The organism is Alteromonas sp. H02 (assembly GCF_059682525.1).
This window is the reverse complement of sequence record NZ_CM185021.1, coordinates 4335884-4355700: the sequence shown is the minus strand read 5'-3', so window position 1 is coordinate 4355700 and position 19817 is coordinate 4335884. Positions and strand designations below refer to the sequence as shown.

12 protein-coding genes are annotated in these 19817 nt (G+C 49.6%); 8 read left to right on the top strand and 4 right to left on the bottom strand.

Going from position 1 to position 19817, the window contains the following annotated elements; genetic code table 11:
• Positions 1 to 64 precede the first annotated feature (64 nt).
• Positions 65 to 1735 (bottom strand): DUF8614 domain-containing protein, encoded by a 1671-nt coding sequence (locus tag AC566Q_RS20190; protein ID WP_499610010.1) that lies wholly within the window; start codon positions 1733 to 1735, stop codon positions 65 to 67.
• A gap of 390 nt (positions 1736 to 2125) precedes the next feature.
• Between AC566Q_RS20190 and AC566Q_RS20185 the strand changes: the two genes are divergently transcribed.
• Positions 2126 to 2962 (top strand): HDOD domain-containing protein, encoded by an 837-nt coding sequence (locus AC566Q_RS20185; protein WP_499610007.1) that lies wholly within the window; start codon positions 2126 to 2128, stop codon positions 2960 to 2962.
• A 36-nt stretch (positions 2963 to 2998) separates the two neighbouring features.
• On the opposite strand, the gene AC566Q_RS20180 is transcribed toward AC566Q_RS20185, so the two are convergent.
• Complete coding sequence (locus AC566Q_RS20180; protein ID WP_499610005.1) at positions 2999 to 4177, bottom strand: benzoate/H(+) symporter BenE family transporter; 1179 nt, start codon at positions 4175 to 4177, stop codon at positions 2999 to 3001.
• A 259-nt stretch (positions 4178 to 4436) separates the two neighbouring features.
• On the opposite strand from AC566Q_RS20180, the gene AC566Q_RS20175 reads away from it, so the two are divergent.
• Complete coding sequence (locus AC566Q_RS20175) at positions 4437 to 5672, top strand: DUF418 domain-containing protein (RefSeq protein ID WP_499610002.1); 1236 nt, start codon at positions 4437 to 4439, stop codon at positions 5670 to 5672.
• On the opposite strand, the gene rdgC is transcribed toward AC566Q_RS20175, so the two are convergent.
• Together rdgC and AC566Q_RS20165 are read right to left on the bottom strand one after the other, a co-directional pair.
• On the bottom strand, positions 5669 to 6577 hold the full coding sequence (gene rdgC, locus AC566Q_RS20170) for a recombination-associated protein RdgC (RefSeq protein WP_499609999.1): 909 nt from the start codon (positions 6575 to 6577) through the stop codon (positions 5669 to 5671). The genes AC566Q_RS20175 and rdgC overlap by 4 nt on opposite strands.
• A 98-nt stretch (positions 6578 to 6675) precedes the next feature.
• A complete protein-coding gene (locus tag AC566Q_RS20165; protein ID WP_499609995.1) occupies positions 6676 to 8403 on the bottom strand; it encodes an ATP-binding protein in 1728 nt (575 codons plus the stop codon).
• A 337-nt stretch (positions 8404 to 8740) separates the two neighbouring features.
• Here AC566Q_RS20165 and phoB point away from each other — a divergent pair, with 337 nt between their 5' ends.
• From phoB to AC566Q_RS20135, 6 genes are all read left to right on the top strand, one after another.
• Entirely contained in the window at positions 8741 to 9430 is a 690-nt protein-coding gene (gene phoB, locus AC566Q_RS20160) for a phosphate regulon transcriptional regulator PhoB (RefSeq protein ID WP_105932924.1), read from the top strand.
• A gap of 67 nt (positions 9431 to 9497) precedes the next feature.
• A complete protein-coding gene (gene phoR, locus AC566Q_RS20155; protein WP_499609992.1) occupies positions 9498 to 10802 on the top strand; it encodes a phosphate regulon sensor histidine kinase PhoR in 1305 nt (434 codons plus the stop codon).
• A 1-nt stretch (position 10803) separates the two neighbouring features.
• The gene (locus AC566Q_RS20150; protein ID WP_499609989.1) at positions 10804 to 11757 is read left to right on the top strand and encodes a PstS family phosphate ABC transporter substrate-binding protein; all 954 of its coding nucleotides are present in this window, start codon (positions 10804 to 10806) and stop codon (positions 11755 to 11757) included.
• Positions 11757 to 12560, top strand: a complete 804-nt coding sequence (locus tag AC566Q_RS20145) for a prolyl hydroxylase family protein (protein ID WP_499609986.1) — start codon at positions 11757 to 11759, stop codon at positions 12558 to 12560. Before AC566Q_RS20150 ends, AC566Q_RS20145 begins: the two co-directional genes overlap by 1 nt.
• Positions 12561 to 12774: 214 nt before the next feature.
• The gene (locus tag AC566Q_RS20140) at positions 12775 to 16839 is read left to right on the top strand and encodes a beta-helix domain-containing protein (RefSeq protein ID WP_499609984.1); all 4065 of its coding nucleotides are present in this window, start codon (positions 12775 to 12777) and stop codon (positions 16837 to 16839) included.
• Between the two features lie 103 nt (positions 16840 to 16942).
• Positions 16943 to 19696 (top strand): TonB-dependent receptor domain-containing protein, encoded by a 2754-nt coding sequence (locus tag AC566Q_RS20135; RefSeq protein WP_499609981.1) that lies wholly within the window; start codon positions 16943 to 16945, stop codon positions 19694 to 19696.
• Positions 19697 to 19817: the final 121 nt, after the last annotated feature.

Sequence of the window (19817 nt, the reverse complement as noted above, 5' to 3'; positions counted from 1 at the left end):
GGCGATATATCACCCCGGTAGATTAACCGTTACCGGAGTGAAAATAAGTGCCTGGCGCTTTTCGTTATAAACCGAGTTGTGTTTTTCCCTGGTCAAACACAATATCAACTGGAATACTGGCCGCTTTTAAACGGGCCAGATCGGCTTCCAGTTGAGGCTTAATAATACCCTTATCCGCAACCAGCTCAGCTACGCCATCGTAATCACCATTGCCTTGCAGGGTTAGAATAAGCTCAGATAAGGAAGAAACCGCTGCCGACATTTTATCCATATTCACGCTGTACAGGCCATCTTCGTTGCGGTCAAAAGCGCCCATGGTAGCAAAATAGTTAAATCGAATCATATTAGCCTTGCCGTGTGCACTGGATGCACCAAAGCGCACTGAACGGAAGATCCCCGCCATAAAGGTAACGTAATAATCCTCCAGGGTGCCCTCGGTTATTTCACCTTTTTCCAACAGGCTCTGAACCATGTACAGACCGAGAATATCGGCTTTACCTTCTTCCAGGGCCGAGGCGTGCTCTTTAAGTGCAGCCCGAACTGTGCCTTTATCGGTAATGGTGTTTTTGATCCCCAGACCATGGGCCACTTCGTGGAACATGGTGTTGGCAAAGAAGGCGTTAAAGGTAATGTGTTCGCGTTGTTCAGGGGCAATAAGCACCTCTGAAATGGGCTTAAGAATATGATCAAACTTGGCTTGCATCGCATTTTTCAGCTGCAGGCGGCGGGTGCCTTTAGCAAGCTGAACCCGCTCATCATTGGGCAGGTTGATAGCAATGGTTTTACTGCCGGCATTAGAGTGCCCGGCATAATAAATCACATCATAAGCATTAAGATCGGCATCCGATCCAGGCGTTTCCTGTTTGTAGGCCTCATCGACTGGCAATCCTTCTTGCAGCTCGGGCAGGAACTGAGCATATTTTGCTAATCGCTCGCTCCAGGCCATATCTTTGATGAGTACATAAGATTCAAATGCGGCGCGATAACCATAGAGTTGGTCTTCATAGGTTTCGATGGGGCCAATCACCAGCTCAATGGGGTTGGTCTTCATATCCATCCAGGCCATGTCCGACGCGTAGTAATCATCGTTCAGTAACGCTGCGGCACGCAATTTCAGGTAGTTTGCGAAGGTCTCATTATCTGCCAGTTCAGAGGCCTCTTTAAGTAAAGCTGCGGCTTTTGTTAGTTCTGCCTGATATTTCTCAGAATAGGGCGTGGCAGTTAAATCGCCGCTTTCAGTGCGCTCTACCACCGAGTAGAGGCCATCTTTATCAGCAAATTCAGCCGCCGCAAACTCCGCTTTAGTCATGTCCTGAGGGTAAAACTCAGCGCCGGCGGCTTTTTCGCCGTAGCCACTCAGGAACGGCGCATCACCGTTTAAACGATCCCAGGGGCCATAGTTAATAGCCGCAAAAGCCTTGAGTTCCTCATTGCTAAACTGCTGCAGAAATGCTGTTTTATCGCCAAAAAAGGCCTGTTTCCAGAACAGGTCGTCCATAATTTCCGAGGCGTCTATCAGCTTGCTGAGCATTTGTTTTTGATTATCACTCAAATGCGACAAATCAGCGGTTAGCGGAACCTGGTGATAGATCCCCAGACGACTGTCATCAACCAGTAATTCAGGCGCTGTAGTCTGGGTTGTTGATTGCGGTGACTGAGGCTCTGAACAGCCGGCGAAAAGAAGTGAACTGGCCAGGGCGGTGAGGGCAAATGTTTTTTGCAGTGCTTTGCGCATAATAATTCGTCCGTCGTTTATTAAAAGTTGTTGTTATTGTTTAGCATTTTTATCCGTGAAACTGATCTTTCTCGCTATCTTTAATTCCGGAGGGCTTTTACAAATAGCTGCCGAGCGTTAAAAAAATAGAAACTCTTTCTAGCATAACCAAGCCGTAAAGCAGATGCTATACTCTGATAAGGAACAAAATTTCTTTTGTCGGCCGCACGATAATTCCCTGAATGTCATTTTTTCTTTATCCGGACTGGTCGCATGACAGAAATTTAAGCTATGTTATGGTTATATAACAGCAACAAACATTGATTTTCAACAATATAAAAAGCAGCGCGCTCCGTTACTGTTAACCGCAACGGATGCGAAAACACACTGACCATCGACAAAGGTAGGAATATGTCTACACAAAATGCGCTACTCACCATTCTGGTTGAAAAGATTAAAAACGATACGTTGGTACTGCCAACGTTACCCGCAGTGGCATTGAAAGTTCGTAAAGCCGCAGACAATCCGGATATTAACTTACATGATATGGGTGAGGTGATTGGCCAGGATCCATCGCTGAGTGCGAGGATGATCAAGATTTCTAACAGTGCCTACATGGGGCGCGCGGTAAAAGTAACCTCCATCTCGCAGGCCGTTACCCGCATAGGCCTGAGACAAATCAAAAACATTGCAACGGCGCTGGCAATGGAACAACTGTTTGTTTCAAAAAACGAGCTGGTTGGTGAGTACATGAAAAAAGAATGGGCAAACACCGTTGAAGTGGTTGCCAATTCGATGGCGGCATTACAAATGTACACGGCGAGAACCAAGAAGCGCGATTTCACTATTGATACCATGACGTTAATGGCTTTAATCCATAGTATTGGCGTTTTGCCAATTTTAACTGAGGCAGAGCGTCACACTGAGGTGTTTGCCAGCCCTAGCTTCCTCAACGATGCCATCGACAAGCTGGCCCCCAAAGTAGGCGGCAGCATTATGCGAAACTGGGAATTCGGCGAAGATTTCGTAGTGGTGGCTGAGCGCTGGCACGATCTGGCCTACATTCCTGAAAAGCTAGGCTACATCGACTTTGTGAGAGTCGGCGCGGCATTAGCGGGCCAAATCAACAGTAAGAAAGACGCAGTGCTTAACCTGGCCATTCAGCGTGGTGTGGTGGAAGATGTAAACTCACTGCTGTCTGACGATTTTGCTGAAATGCGGGCTGCGGCTAAACAAATCTTTGCCTGATCCCCCGGGGCCCGTTTAACGGCCCCGTTTATAGTTTTATGGCTTTACCGGCTGTTTCCATTGAGGATGCAGCCAAAGCGTTACTACTCCCGCAAGCAGCCCCCAAACCGGTGCGCTAATCCCTGCCAGGCTTAATCCTGATGCACTGCACAGCAAGGTTAGTATTGCACCCTGCCTGAAAGGCGCATCCTGCAGACTGTGCAACAAACTCGATTGTAAGGTAGATAACAGTGCAATGCCTGCCAGTAAGCTGGTTACCACCTGCGGCATCTGAGTGAAAATCAGGGTAATGGTGACGGCAAACAGGCCGGCTAGACAATAGCCAATCCCGGCCACTACACCTGCCAGGTAGCGCTTGGCCGGGTTTTCATCCACATTGTCGGCCATGCAAATAGCAGCGGTTATCGCCGCCAGGTTAATCATGAAACCGCCAAACGGGGCACTGAACAGCTGCACCATAGCTATGCCCGTCAATACGAACCGATTGTCTGGCTTATAGCCATGGCTGTGTTGAATACTGATGCCTGGCAGGTTTTGCGACAAGGTGGTTATGAGAAAAAGTGGCAGACCAATACTGATAAGTGCGGCACCATTGAAAGCCGGCATAACCCACTCAAGGGCCGGCAGGGCAAAGTGGATAGGCTTACTGCTGGTACCGGTTAGCAGCAGTGCGGCCAGTGCTGCAACCATCAGTAAAACCAGCATCAGGTAACGGGGAAACCAGCGACTGCCAAGCAGATAAATCAGAATAAACAGCATACTCAGCAAAGGATAGTCCTGAGCGCTGGTAAACACACCCAGACAGTAGGGCAATAAGATCCCTGCCAGCATAGCGGCGGATAGTGCCGGGGGAATTCGTTCAATACCGCGCATCAGTAAACGACTGCGTGCGGCCAAAAAGCTTAGGAGCCCGGCAAATAAAAAGGCACCGGTAATCTCCCCCAGCGAAAAATCACCCGCCGTAGAAATTAAAAAAACCGCGCCGGGCGTCGACCACGCTGTAATTACCGGCATTTTAAAACGCCACGAAAAAAACAAGGTGGTCAGCCCCATGGCTAAACCGAGCACCAGTAACCAGCTTATCAGTTGAGATTCGCTGGCACCGGCCTGTCTGGCCGCTTCAATCACTATCACTACCGAGCTACTGTAACCTACAATGACAGAACTGGAGCCGGCGGCTAGATGACTAAGCTGAAGCGAGTGATTGTGGTTCATGGCCAAACTTTCCTGTGTAGAAAACTCTTGTTGTGCGCTATAACGTACATTTGGAGTTACTATAGCATTGTGCGTTATAGCGCACAATTGACGGGCTGTGATTAATCATCCTTATGAAGCGCTGCTCAACAGTCGTTTCTATTCGTTGGTGCAGGGTTTACTGTGTTGGATTGATGTATACTGTCGCCACAGGCAACAGCTAAATGCCAACAAATTCCAATCAAACCTAAAGGAAACCGCCAATGCTTAAGGACAAGCAATGAGTCTGCAGATATCACCAGCCACCCGCATTATAAGTCTGGATGCGCTACGAGGCGTTGCCCTGCTCGGCATTCTGATGATGAACATTATTGCTTTTGCGTTTCCCCGGGCGCTCTATGATAACCCTTTCGCGCTGGGGCCGTTAAGCGCCGTAAACGAGTGGCAGTGGTTTCTGGCGGAGGTGTTCTTCGCAGAAAAGTTTTACGCTTTGTTTGCCGCTTTATTCGGCGCTGGTATTGCTATGATGGCAGAGCGGCAGCCGGATCCCATAAAGGCTAAGCAGGTCCACTACCGTCGTATGTTCTGGTTACTGCTGATTGGCTTGTTGCATGCCTATGGCTTGTGGTGGGGAGATATTCTGGTGACCTACGCTATTGGCGGCATGCTGATCTTTAAGTGCAGAAACTGGTCGGTAAAAAAGCTACTTGGCTTTGGCTTTTTCCTGCAAGGTATTCTGATGCTGTTGTTATGGCTGGTGTATTACTCCTGGGGAGGCATGTCTGACGGTGAGCAACTGGAAGTTATTCACAGTATCAGCCCGCCACTGGCACAACTGCAGCAGGAAATAGCCGCTTATCAGGGCAACTGGTGGCAAAGAGCATCGATGCGGGTTGATACTGCGCTGGATTTTCATGTCAATGCGCTGATCGCGGTGGAGTTTCGCATGTGCGGTTTAATGCTGGTAGGCATGGCACTGTACAAGCTTGGTATTTTAACCGCTAGCCGCTCGCTTAAATTTTACCGGCTCAATGGAATACTGGGCGTCATTCTCGGCGCTTTGATATGTGGGGCAGGGGCTATGCTCAGTAAACAAAATGGTGTGGTGATACCTGAATTTATGACCGTCTACCGGTTTCCCAATTACTGGGGCGCACTGGTTTTAGCCTGGGGATATGTGTGTCTGGTGATGTGGCTGGTGAAAGTTGCCGGCAATAACTGGCAGGGAGCGGTGGTAAACTATTTGGCGCCAGTAGGGCAGATGGCGCTGACTAATTATCTGCTGCAAACGCTGCTTTGTTGTGCCATATTTTATGGCTGGGGGCTGGGTCTGTTTGGTGAGTTACAGCGCAGTTCTCTTACCTTGATCGTATTGTCTATATGGGCTGTGCAGCTGGTTATCTCACGCTGGTGGCTTAGTAGCTTCAACAGCGGGCCCATGGAGCGAATATGGCGTAACCTGACCCAACGCTGCTGGCAACCAGTGCTGCAGCGCAGGGTCAGGCAGGCTGCTTAACTGTCTTTATCGAGGTCCAGTGCTTCGCTCAGGAAATTAACAAAGGCACACATCTCTGCAGACATCAGGCTGAACTCAGCGTCTAAGCGCGCTGCTACCTGATCCTTAGGGATGTCCTGAGTTTCTTCTTTGATCCGGTCGGTAAACTTAATGCGTTTTACCGAACCGTCTTCCTGAATGACCGCTTCCAGTGTTTCGTCGAAATCGAAAGCCACTTTTTGTACCAGTTTTCCGGCATCCAGGTGGAGCTGAATTTCTTCGCTGTCCAGCGGCTGGTTTTTACACCGAATAACGCTACCTACTTCATCCGTAGATTTAAACTCGGCTTCTTCCAGTAACTCAATTTTGGCGGGTGGCTTATCGGTTAACCAGTGAGTCAGTTCACTTTGCAGGCTGTGACGAACCAGAGGGACTACCGGCAGTGAACCCAGGGCTTTACGGACCATAGCCAGGAATGCTTCGGCTTTACCGTCGGCGCTGGCATCCACAATCACTAAATTATCAGCAATTGAGATAAAACCGTTAGTATAAGAATTTTTCACGAAAGCCTGGGGTAACAGACGGGTAATAATTTCCTGCTTCAGATCTGACTGAGCTTTTTTACCCACCGGTGAGCCCGTTTCTGCCTCAATCTGGGCGACTTTGTCGGCCAGTTCAGAATTGACTACGGAAGAAGGCAGCAAGCGTTCCTGCTTCTTCAGCGTGATCCAGTAACGCAGTTGAGTCTGGTGGAATAGCAGGGTGTTTTTGCCGGCGTCGTGTAACGGTGAGACAAAGCCCATGGTGGCACTTTCCTGGCTGCCACAGGGGCGAAAGGCGAGTTCATTTAACGCCGTTTGTAATTCATCATCATTGAGTGCCAGCGGCTGGGTGAGCCGGTAGGCTTTAATATTCTTAAACCACATAAAGAAGATCTGTCATTTTGAAAAGGCCGAAAGGTTAGCAGTGCACCGGTAACTGCGCAACTACTGCAGGTGATTTAGCTGGCCGGGGTAAGTGGCTATCAGGTTCGGGCCGGGAAGCGGATTTCGTAGCGCAGGCCCTGGCCAGGTTCACTGCTTGCTTCGATGTTGCCGTCGAGCGCCTGGGTCACCAGGTTATACATAATGTGAGTACCCAGACCGCTGCCGCCCTGACCACGTTTAGTGGTAAAAAACGCATCAAAAAGGTGGCCAAGCTGGTCGGACGGGATACCACAGCCATCGTCCTGATAGGTCAGTAAAACGTCTTCACCATCCTGTTGTACGGCAATATCAATGTGACCATCAGGCTTGTTTTCAAAGCCGTGGATAATCGAGTTCATGATCATATTGGTGATGATCTGGGCAATAATACCCGGCGCTGAGCGAATGTACAGGTCATCGGGGCACTGCACATTTACCTTGTGCTGAGTGTGTTTAAACGACGGACCGAGAGATTGCAAAATCTCATGCAGGTAGTTATTTAAGTTAAATACCCGCTCTGCTTCACTGGTTTGGTCTACTGCCACCTGTTTAAAGCTGGTGATAAGGTCCGATGCGCGGTTTAAGTTAGTCAGTAGCAGATTGGTAGTTTGTTCAGCCTCATCTAAAAAAGACGCCATGGTTTTATTCGTGAGGGATTTATCCTCATAATTCTTACGTACTTCCGCCAGGCGCTCATTGAGAAAGCTGGAGGCGGTAACCCCAACGCCGAGTGGGGTATTCACATCGTGGGCAATACCGGCTACCAGGCCACCAAGAGAGGCCATTCGTTCAGACTCAAGCAACTGATCCTGGGCCAGCTTAAGATTTTCCATGGACTGGGCCAGTTCTTTATTTTTATCCCGCAGCACGTTTTCGATGTACTGACGATTTTCGTTTTCCTGGCGAAGCTCGCGCTGATTAGCAATGAGTTCATCTTTCTGACGCTCCAGATCCAGCATGATCTGACTCAGCGACGCGGTTTTCTTAGCGACTTCCTGTTCCAGCAACAGATTCTGATCGTCGAGTTTTTTATTCACCCGCTGTAGCTCACTTTGCGTGTTTTTCAGCTGTTGCTGGGAGACTATCAGATCATCAATCACCTGGTTGTAGGAATATTGCAGCAGGCGCAGTTCATTTTCGTCGTCAAGAGTTAGATAGATTTTTGACTGCTCAGGATTATCCGGATTAAACGCACTCATCTTCTGCGTCACTTCCATTAAAGGATCTGACAGCATGCGGCGGAAGGCGGTCATAAACAAAAATACCAGAAAAGCGGTTTTAACAATCGCATTGCCGATCAAAAAGAAGATCCCCACTTCGATACGGCCGAAAATAATATCGAAGTTGGAATACAGGGTTACATCACCCACCGTGGAGGCACGGTTGGAGAATTCAAAAATCAATGGAAAGCTGTAACTGAACAGGCCGCCGTCATGATCTTCGAGTTCGCCGCTGGTGAAAGGCGCGCGAATTTGCGCTATGGTCACGCCTAAATCAGCAATGTAATCACCATTCTCATCGCGAATTTGTACGCCGGTTACAATGGGTAATTCCATGAGCCCTTCGGCAATTGATTGTGCCTGAGGAATATTAACTTCCCATATGGCCCGGGTAAGACTGGTGGAGAACGTGTTTTTCAGGGTCTGGAGTTCGGATTCAATGTGGCTTTTGGTGCTGAGATACTCAGTAAAAATTTGGCCAATGGTCACAATGAAAGTCAGAAAAAAGTATACCGACAAAACGCGTGTTAGTAGCTTTCTCGACAACCCTGTCTGAACCGACGCCATCTGATACCTATCTAATATTACTGATGAGTTTTTGAACTCTTTCAATAATATGTGTTAATTGCTGAATAGACAAGTTCTTAGCTCGAGTTCCTGATAATTAGCGCAATGACTAAATCGCCTTCATACTACGCCATGCTTTTTTATATTCAAATCATCTTTACATTTTCGCTAACATTTATTGGCCCTGCTAAGTTATCGGGCATATTTATTTACGCAATCATCCCAATAAATCAGGTAATCGCAGTCACAAACTTGACATATAAATGTAATCGTTTAATAAAATTGTCACACACCCTGATAATAATAGCGGCGTTTTGTTATGAGCTGGAAAAAATCTATGTCAAGAAGAGTCTTGTTGGTAGAGGATGAAGCGCCTATTCGCGACATGCTATCTTTTGTGCTGGAACAGTCGGGATTTGAGACTATCGAAGCAGAAGATTACGATATCGCGCAACAAAAGTTGGTAGAACCTTATCCTGATTTAATTTTGTTGGACTGGATGCTACCTGGTGGTAGCGGCGTTCAACTGGCCAAAAGCCTGAAGCAACATGAATTTACCCGGGATATTCCGGTCATCATGCTGACTGCTCGCGGCGAGGAAGACGATAAAATCCGTGGCCTGGATGCCGGTGCGGACGATTACATTACCAAACCGTTTTCGCCCAAGGAACTGGTGGCTCGTATTAAGGCAGTGATGCGCCGCGTTACACCCACCTCAAATGAGCAACCCATTGAATTTAACGGTCTTAAGTTAGAGCCTATCTCGCATCGGGTAATGGCCAATGACGAAGCGCTGGATATGGGCCCTACAGAATACAAGTTATTGCACTTTTTCATGACGCATCCGGAGCGGGTGTATAGCCGTGAACAATTGCTCGACAATGTTTGGGGAACCAACGTCTACGTGGAAGATCGCACGGTGGACGTGCATATTCGCCGTTTACGCAAAGCCATTGGTGGTCAGGGACACGACGCCATGATCCAAACGGTCAGAGGTGCAGGTTACCGCTTTTCGACTAAGCTTTAATTTGATTTCATCTTTGGGGTAGGTATAGTCTGCCCCATCGTCAGCGCGCAAGAAAGGAACAACCGGGATGTATTACCCCTTTTCGTGGATAAAGTCAGTTGCGCGACTCGTCCTGTTTCTTATCTTCTTTGCGATTATCGGCTGGTATGTGGAAGACATGCTGCTGGCTGTGGCTATGGGCGCCACGGGTTTATTGCTGGTTAATTACTGGCAGTTATTCAAATTAAACCGCTGGTTGTGGCACAGCCGTAAGATGTCGCCGCCGTCGGTCAGTGGATTATGGGAACATATCTACGAAGGGATTTACTACCTGCAGCGGCGTAACCGCAACAAACGCAAGGAGTTGGGCGCGCTGGTTAAAAGGTTTCGCGAAGGGTCAGAAGCTTTGCCCGATGCTGCGGTGGTGGTGGATTCCAAAGCCTGTATTATCTGGTGCAACCGCCTGGCCCGTCTGGAGCTGGGCTTGCGCTGGCCGTCTGATGCGGGGCGGCGACTGGATAACCTAATCCGGCACCCTGAATTTATCGAGTATTTTCATGCCGGGAAATATCATTTTCCGATTGAAGTACCGTCACCGCTCAACCCGTTAAAATCTTTCGAATACCGGATCATGCCCTATGGTGAAGAGCACTTATTGCTGATTGCCCGGGATGTCACGCGTCTGAGCCAGCTCGAGGAAATGCGCAAAGATTTTGTCGCCAACGTTTCCCACGAATTACGTACGCCACTCACGGTTATCAACGGCTACCTGGAAATACTGCCGGATGCCGATGAACAGCTTAATCCGTTTGTGAAAAAAGCTTATCTTGAAATGAGCACCCAGACTCAGCGTATGCAGAGTCTGATTGAAGACTTACTGGTGCTATCCAGAATTGAAGCAAGCTCCGAGCGCGTGTACGAAAACACGGTGGATATGGCGGCGATGCTCAATCAGGTGAAAATTGAAGCCGATGCGCTGAATAAAGACAAGCACCACACCATTGAGTTTCACCTGACTCCCGGAGTGCGTATTTACGGTATTGAAACCGAATTGCGCAGCGCCTGTTCCAATCTGATTTTTAATGCCATCAACTATACGCCGGAAGGCGGCAATATTGACGTGTACTGGTCGGTGACCAAAGCCGGTGTGCGGTTTGCCGTAAAAGATAACGGTGATGGTATAGAGCAGCGCCATCTATCGCGACTGACCGAACGTTTTTACCGGGTGGATAAAGCACGCTCACGAAAAACCGGCGGCTCGGGGCTGGGCTTATCCATTGTAAAACACGTGCTGAATCATCATAATTCAAAACTTCAAATCACCAGTCGGGTAGGCGAGGGCAGCGAATTCTTTTTTGAATTTGATGCCGAGATGATTGCCAGCCAGGAGTAATATGCACAAGTTTGCTTTTCTATTACTGCTTATCGGAGTTTCCGTAAGTGCTGTAGCCAGTGAAACCGGCTACGAGCGCAAGCCCGGTGTGGCAGGCAATATTACCTCTGTGGGCTCCGACACCCTGGCTAACTTAATGACCCTGTGGTCCCAGGAATTTAAAACCCTTTACCCGGATGTGACCTTCCAGATCCAGGCATCAGGTTCTTCTACTGCGCCGCCGGCGCTGACCGAAGGTACCGCTACCATTGGCCCTATGAGCCGGGATTTAAAGCCTAGTGAGCGGCGCGCGTTTATACAGGCTCATGGTTACCCGCCTACGGTGATCAAGGTTGCCATCGATGCCATTGCTATTTTTGTTGAACACCGCAATCCGCTTGCAGGATTAACCCTGCAGCAGGTGGATGCTATTTTTTCCGTTACCCGTTATTGCGGCGCCGAGGAGCGCATTACCAAATGGTCGCAGCTGGGGATCAGTGATTATGGCGATTCGGCACCCATAAGGTTATTCAGCCGAAACTCGGTATCGGGTACCTACGGCCTGTTTAAAATTATGGCGTTATGCGACGGCGACTTTACCAAATCGGTGAATGAGCAGCCGGGCTCTGCCTCGGTAGTATTATCTGTTGCGTCCAGTAAAGGCGGTATGGGATATGCCGCTTACGGGTACAAGACTGCCGGCGTGAAAGCGCTGCCGTTAGGGCATAGCGCAGATAACCTGGTGCCGCTGACCAGCGAAACCGTACAAAATGAAACTTACCCTTTCAGCCGGTTTTTGTATCTGGTGGTAAATAAAGCTCCCGGCGAGCCATTGCCCAAACTGGAGAGTGAATTTTTGCGTTACGTGCTGTCGCAGCGCGGCCAGCAGCAGGTAGAGCGAGATGGCTACTTCCCCATTCGTGAAGATATGCTGAACCGCCAGATGCGGGCTATTGGTGGAGCGGAGGCCTATTAATGCAAGCGCAGTGGAAGCAATGGGTGCTAACCAACTTGTTACGCAATGTACCGGTAACGCAGCTTTATACCACGTTGCTGGGCGAAGGGTTTGCCCACGTTGAAATTGTGGCGCTGCTTGGAAATAACCTGCCTCCCGCACAGCAACAGTCACTGGCCCGGCAATACGCATCACGCTATCCTCAGCCGAAATTTATAGCAACGGGGCTGCCTGATAATATACAGATAATAGAAGCCAAGCAGGCACAGCTGTATGTGGTGAAGGATTTTCTGCCGTTGCCGACCTGTGAAAGCATCGTGGCGCTGAGTAAACAGCATCTCAGGCCATCCACTATTACCACAGCCAGCACTGAGGCAGATACCGCCTTCAGAACCTCGAGCACCTGTGACTTGGTAAGCCTCGACAGTGAAATTGCCCATCAGGTCTCTGCGCACATTATTGATTATTTTGGTTTTGCCAAAGGCAATAAAGAGCCTATCCAGGCTCAGCACTATGCGCCTGGTCAGCAATTTAAAGCCCATACCGATTATTTTGAACCCGGTACCAGTGAATACCGCCAGTTTGCCAGTCAACTGGGGCAGCGTACCTGGACATGCATGGTGTATCTGAACGAAGTTGAGGCGGGTGGCGAAACAGAGTTTGTTAAACTGGATAAATCGTTTACTCCTCACCCTGGTATGGCGGTGATCTGGAATAATTTATTGCCGGACGGGCGGCCTAATGCCAACACCCTGCATCATGCCCATCCTGTTATAAAAGGTGAAAAAGTGGTGATCACCAAGTGGTTCAGAGAGGCGGTCTGACCACTGTCATAATTCAGCCGAAAATCGCCCATAAGCCCGCAACGGCGCTAGTGCTGGCGGTTTTAGTACTTCAAGCTAGTGTTTAAAAAACAATCATCAACTGAAAAATAAGAAACTTTTGTTACAGCTAAATAGTGTAACAAAAGTGTCATTCAAGTCCGGTAGTCTTCTCAGCCATTGAAATAATGACATAAAGTGGTTTTGGAGAATTTTAATGGCTATCAAGCACACATTCAGAGCATCAGCCATTGCAACTGCACTTATTCTGGCAGGTTGTGGTGGGGATATTAATATCAACGAAGGTGATGTGGTAACGGATCCGGCACCAACACCTACGCCAACCCCTACACCAACCCCAACCCCTACACCAACTCCAACGGGTGCAGAAAACCCGTTAGATCAGGGCCTGGCCACCGATGTGTCTTCAGAGTTTCCTGAAATCACCGACAAGCCGGTTTATCGCCTGAACGAAAACGTAGAGTTTAACGAAGAAACCACGCTGACTGCCGACGCACATTGGGTGCTGGACGGTCGTGTTGCTGTGGGTGGCGATGATGAAAACTCTACCGTGCTGAACATTGAAGCGGGTACCACTGTTTTTGGTGAAGAAGGCGAAGACTTCCTGGTTGTTCGTCGTGGTTCACAAATCATGGCCGAAGGTACGGCTGCTGAGCCAATCATCTTTACCTCTGTACAGGACGTTACCGGTCAGGAAACCGATATCGGTCAATGGGGCGGCCTGGTACTGCTGGGTAAAGCACCGGCTAACTCTTGTGGTGATACCGAAGGTAACGCTACTCAGGACGAACTGAATAACTGTGGTGTTTCTGCAGAGGGTGACGCTGGCCAGTTTGGCGGTAACAACCCAACTGATAACTCGGGTGTACTGCGCTACATCGTGGTTAAGCACGCAGGCCGTACTTTAGGTAACGGCGACGAACTGAACGGCATCAGCTTTGCGGGTGTGGGTTCAGGCACCGAAGTCGATTACATTCAGGTTCACCAGAACCTCGACGATGGTGTTGAGTTCTTTGGTGGTACCGTAAACGTTAAACACGTTGTGCTGACTGATAACGGTGACGACAGCTTAGACTGGTCATTTGGCTGGACAGGTTCTGCCCAGTTCGTTTATATCCAGCAAAACAGCGAAAATGGCGACAACGCCATTGAAGCAGACAACAGCGAGTTCGACGCAGCTGCTACGCCATTAACTCAGCCTAATATTGCTAACGTGACTATCGTTGGTGACGCGCAAACTAACGGTGTGCGCTTGCGTGCGGGTACTGCCGGCTTCCTGACTAACGTGTTAGTAACCGGTCCTACAGGTTATCAAAACTGTCTGCGCGTAAACGGTTCTGAGTCTCAGGAACTGGCTGCGGACGGTGAACTGGCTATCACCAACTCAATTGTTGCCTGTGAAGATGCTAACAATAACTTTGGTAGCGACACTATCGGTACCATGACCACCGCTGAGTGGTTTGCCTCACAGTCTGGCAACCAGGTGCTGACACCTGCTGAACTTGGTCTGAGCGATGACGGTTACACGCCTGCACAAGGTTCTGTATTGCTGACTTCAGGTTCTGATCCTACCGCACTGCACAGCAGCTTTGATTCAGCTAACTACGTAGGTGCGTTTGACGGCGCAACTAACTGGATGTCTGGCTGGACTTCAGGTGTTAACGGTGGTTTCCCTGCGGATGTGGATAACGCTTTTGAGCAAGGTTTAGCCCAGGACGTTTCTGCAAACTTCCCGGAACTGACTGACAAGCCGGTTTATCAAATCGACGAAGACGTGGTATTTACTGCCGACGTTACCCTGACTAACGATGCGCACTGGGTATTAACCGGTCGTACCGCAGTGGGTGGTGATAACCAGGATTCAGCAACTTTATACATCGAAAATGGCACCACTATTATCGGTCAGCAGGGTGAAGACTTCCTGGTCGTTCGTCGTGGTTCTAAGATTGAAGCACTGGGTCTGCCTGGTTCACCTATCACCATGACCTCTGTGCAGGACGTAACAGGTCAGGAAACCGGCATTGGCCAATGGGGCGGCCTGGTATTACTGGGTAATGCACCAGCTAACTCTTGTGGCGATACTGCTGGCGACGCAACCGAAGACGAGCTGGCTAACTGTGGTGTCGCAGCTGAAGGTGACGCAGGTCAGTTCGGCGGTAATAACCCGGAAGACAACTCAGGTACTATTCAGTACGTAGTGGTTAAACACGCGGGCCGTACCTTAGGTAACGGTGATGAGCTGAACGGTATCAGCTTTGCGGGTGTGGGTTCACAAACCAACGTTCACCACATTCAGGTTCACCAGAATCTGGACGATGGTATCGAATTCTTCGGTGGTACTGTTAACGTTCGTTACGTTGTACTGACCGACAATGGCGATGACTCTTTCGACTGGTCATTCGGCTGGACAGGTAAAGCACAGTTCGTTTATATCCGTCAGGACTCTGAAGGTGGTGATAACGCCTTTGAATCTGACAACAGCGAATTCGACGCTTCTGCTACACCGCTGACTAACCCAACGGTAGCTAACGTCACTATCCAGGGTGCTGCAATGACAAACGGCGTACGTTTACGTGCCGGTACTGCAGGTGCGCTGTATAACTTCGCAATTACCGGCCCTGAAGGCTACAGCAACTGTTTACGTGTAAACGGTGACGAGTCTCAGGCTCTGGCCACTGCGGGTAGCCTGTCAATTGCTAACTCAGTAGTCGCTTGTGCTGCCGCCAGCAACTTCGGTGATGCTTTCGCTGAGTCATGGTTTACTGCAGGTAACAACAACCAGGTACTGACTTCTGCCGACCTTAACTTAGGTACGCTGGGCCGTATGCCGGGTGCAGGTTCTGCGCTGTTAGGCGCTGGTGCAGACGTGGCCGACGTTGAAGATGATAGCTGGTTTGCGTCAACCGATTACATCGGTGCCTTCGACGGTGAAAACGACTGGACTGAAGGCTGGGCCTACGGTATGGACCAGACTCTGGTCACCAACGCTTTTGAGCAAGGCCTGGCGACTGACGTGTCTTCAAGCTTCCCGGAAATCACTGACAAGCCGGTTTATCAGTTAGATGAAGACGTTGAATTTAACGCCGACGTTGCGCTGTCTAACGATGCGCACTGGGTATTAACAGGTCGTACTGCGGTTGGTGGTGATAACCAGAACTCTGCCACCCTTTATATCGATGCAGGCACTACGCTAATCGGTCAGCAGGGTGAAGACTTCCTGGTAGTGCGTCGCGGTTCGAAAATCCGCGCCATGGGTACTGCTGATGCGCCAATTGTGATGACTTCTGTACAAGACGTAACGGGTCAGGAAACGGGCATTGGCCAATGGGGGGGGCTGGTATTACTGGGTAATGCACCAGCGAACTCTTGTGGCGACACTACCGGTGATGCCACTGAATCTGAACTGGCTAACTGTGGTGTAGCTGCCGAGGGTGACGCAGGTCAGTTCGGTGGTAACCAACCTGAAGATAATTCAGGCACTATCCAGTACGTTGTGGTTAAATACGCGGGCCGTACCTTAGGTAACGGTGACGAACTAAACGGTATCAGCTTCGCCGGGGTAGGTTCTGGTACGTCGGTTGACTACATTCAGGTTCACCAGAACCTGGACGACGGTATCGAGTTCTTCGGTGGTACCGTAAGCGTTAAGCACGTGGTACTGACCGCCAACGGTGATGATTCCTTCGACTGGTCATTCGGTTGGACAGGTACTGCACAATACGTGTTGATTAAGCAGGACTCTGCTGGTGGCGATAACGCGTTTGAATCAGACAACAGCGAATTTGATGCGGCGGCTACGCCACTGACTAACCCGACTGTTGCCAACGTTACCATTGTAGGCGCAGCGCAAACCAATGGTGTTCGTCTGCGCGCCGGTACTGCTGGCTCTCTGCACGGTTTCGTAATCACCGGACCTGCCGGTTACAGCAACTGTCTGCGTGTAAACGGTGATGAGTCTCAGGCGCTTGCTACCGCGGGTGACCTGTCAATCGCTGACTCAATCGTAGCGTGTGAGGCGGGCAGCAACTTTGGTGACCAGTTTGCCGAAGACTGGTTCCTGGCGGATGCCTCTAACATGGTCTCCACCGCCGACCAGCTGGGTATGGCAGACAATGGTTATATGCCAGCTGCTGGTTCGGTACTGTTAGATTCTTCGTTAACCTTCACCGGTAACGACCTGCTGGAAGACACTGACTTTATCGGTGCCATGGACGCCAGCAATGACTGGACGCAAGGATGGGTAACTGTCGGTCTGGAGTAATCCACACCGCGCTTACCGTAAGTCATAAATAGGGAAGGCGCCGTATGGCGCCTGACCTGTTGAAAATCCAGCAAAATTTGAGTCCCAATGGAGTTTTAGAATAATGAGTTCATCAGACCGTCCAATGCCGTCACTCTCGCGGCTGTATAAATCGGTTGCCTTTGCTCTCTGTGCCGGTTCATTAGTGCCGTTAAACAGTGCGATTGCTCAAGAAGCAGAGCAGGACGAAGCCCAGGCCATCGAAGAAGTTGTTGCCACCGGAACTCGTTTGAAAGGCACAGCTGCTGCAGTATTGCAGGAACGTCAGAACCAGGCCTTCGTAGCCGATATAATGGGTGCTGAACAAATTTCCCGTACAGGTGATGGCGACGCCGCATCTGCACTTCGTCGTGTTACCGGTTTAACCCTGGTAGACGGCAAATTCATTTACGTTCGCGGTTTAGGTGAACGTTATTCCAGTACACAGCTAAACGGAATGGGTGTGCCGAGTCCGGATCCAACCCGCTCTGTAGTGCCACTGGATTTATTTCCTTCCGACATTATTGAAAGTCTGAATGTACAAAAATCCTTTTCGCCGAATATTCCTTCGCACTTCGGTGGGGGTAACGTAAACATTCGTACCAAAACCATCCCGACTGACTTTATTTTCCGTTTAAGTGGCGGGTTAGGGTACAACACCAATAACTCAGATGATGGATTCTTTTATTCGGGCGGCGGTGACGACTGGACCGGCCGCGACGATGGCACCCGTGAACTCTCATCGGTCATTTCAGACAGCCTCGACCGGGCGCAATCTGACGCCGGTATTCAGGGTTCCAACAGTTATCGTTTAACCCTGGAAGATCGCAAAGCTATGCTGAGCTCGATGTTTTGGGATATCGGTCCTGATCCAAAAAGTGTTGATCCTGATTTCAATCTGGGCATGACCTTAGGGGATAACTACGATACCGATTACGGGGTATTTGGTTTCCTGTCGGCAGTGTCTTACGAAAATGAATGGAATATCAATCAGGGCAGTCAGGGTAATAACCTGGGCACCGTAGGTTGTTCTGACCTGCCGGATCGCTATTCTAAAGACGGCAAATGTTTCGCGCAGTTCTTTGAAGGCGTGGATACCGAACAGCAGGTACGCTGGAGCGGCATGCTTAACCTCGGTTGGGAAATCAACAGCAACCACCGTATCGATATGACTAACCTGATCCTGCACGACATGAGTGACCGGGTGCGGGTACGTGAATTTATCGATATTAATGAAACGGTCTTTGGCGAAACCGAATTACAACGTGTGGACATGTTGTTTGAAGAACGCCGCATGAACTCGAATCAGATTAAAGGTACTCATAACTTCCCTGAGCTTAACTTCCTGTACCTCGACTGGTACGCCGGCACCAGCCGGGCGCGTCGTTCGGCACCAGGCAGTCTGGATGTAACCTACCAGCAAAATTTTGCAGAGGGAACCTTTGTTGATCAACAATTGCAGCCTATTGCAGCTACCAGTGTTAACAGAGGTTATCAGGACCTGCGCGACGTAGTGGAAACCTGGGGCTGGAACGCGGGCTATCCGATTATGGACGAAGGCCTGGAACTGGAAATTAAAGCCGGTGCCGACTTCTTCGAAAAAGCGCGTAAGGCTGAGAACATTCCTATTAATGTGACCCACCGGGCAATCTCAAGCGATTTCCTGTTTGGTAACCGCATTGATGAGATTTTCTCCGATGAAAACATCAATAATGATGATTTCTATCGCAGTGCAACCGGCGCCAACATTTTGGAATCCGGCATGGCTGATGGCGACGAATTTGCCGCAGGGACTAAAATAGACGCCTACTATCTTATGATGGATGCGTTTATCGATAACACCTGGCGGATAAGCGGCGGTGTACGCTACGAAGACTTCCGTCAGGTTTCGGTACCATTTGAGGCACACTCAAACCAGTTTTCCGTGAGCCCGGAAGAAATCGAGCAGTTATTCTTTGAGGAAGACGACTTCTTCCCGTCACTGGCGTTAACCTACATGATGGATAACGACATGCAGTTCCGTTTGAATATGAGTCAGACGACCATCCGCCCGGACCTGCGTGACGTAAGTGTGACCTTCTTTATCGACCCGCTGACTGAGTTTCTGGTACGTGGTACGCCACTGCTGCAAAGCTCTAAGCTGGACAACGTCGACTTCCGTTGGGAATGGTATCGTGAAGCGGGCAATAACCTGTCGGTTGCATTGTTTTATAAAGACATCGAAAACCCAATCGAACTGATTGAGCTGAACACCGTGGGTGGCGCTGCACCTAACCTGTTAACCGCCAACGGTGAATCGGGTCAGTTATACGGCCTGGAAGTGGAGTTCCTGCAGGACCTGAGCATTATCAGCAGTGACTTAAGCAACTTCTTCGTTACCGGTAACCTGACCATTTCAGACTCTGAGGTAACCTTAGGTGCGGTAGAAGATGACGTGACCAGTTTGTTTGAAACCCAGTTGCTCGATGCGTTAAACGCGACCTCTGCATCGATTACGGTAACCAACAACAAACGTCGCCTGGTAGGCCACTCTGAATGGGTCGCTAACCTGCAGGTAGGTTACGACTCAGATAACGGTGAGCACTCTGCAACCTTAGTATACAACGCCTTTGGTCCACGGATTATCGTGCCTGGTACGCGTGGTAACGAGGATGCCGAAGAGCAGACCTACCATTCACTGGACATGAACTATACCTACTATCCCGACTTCAATACGCGGATTAAATTCAGCATCAAAAACCTGCTGGATCAATCCAAGCAGATTCAACAGGAAGGCTTAAACCTGTTGTTACAGGAAGATGGCGTAGAGTTTGGTTTAAGCTACAGCTACCAGTTCTAAGCAGCATCAGCAAAGGGGCCGTAAGGGCCCCTTTTTACTGCCATATTTATATGACAGATATGTAATAAAACTGTCACAGAAACCCCCTATCCTACCCGCAGCTAATTTAGTGGTCGGTACA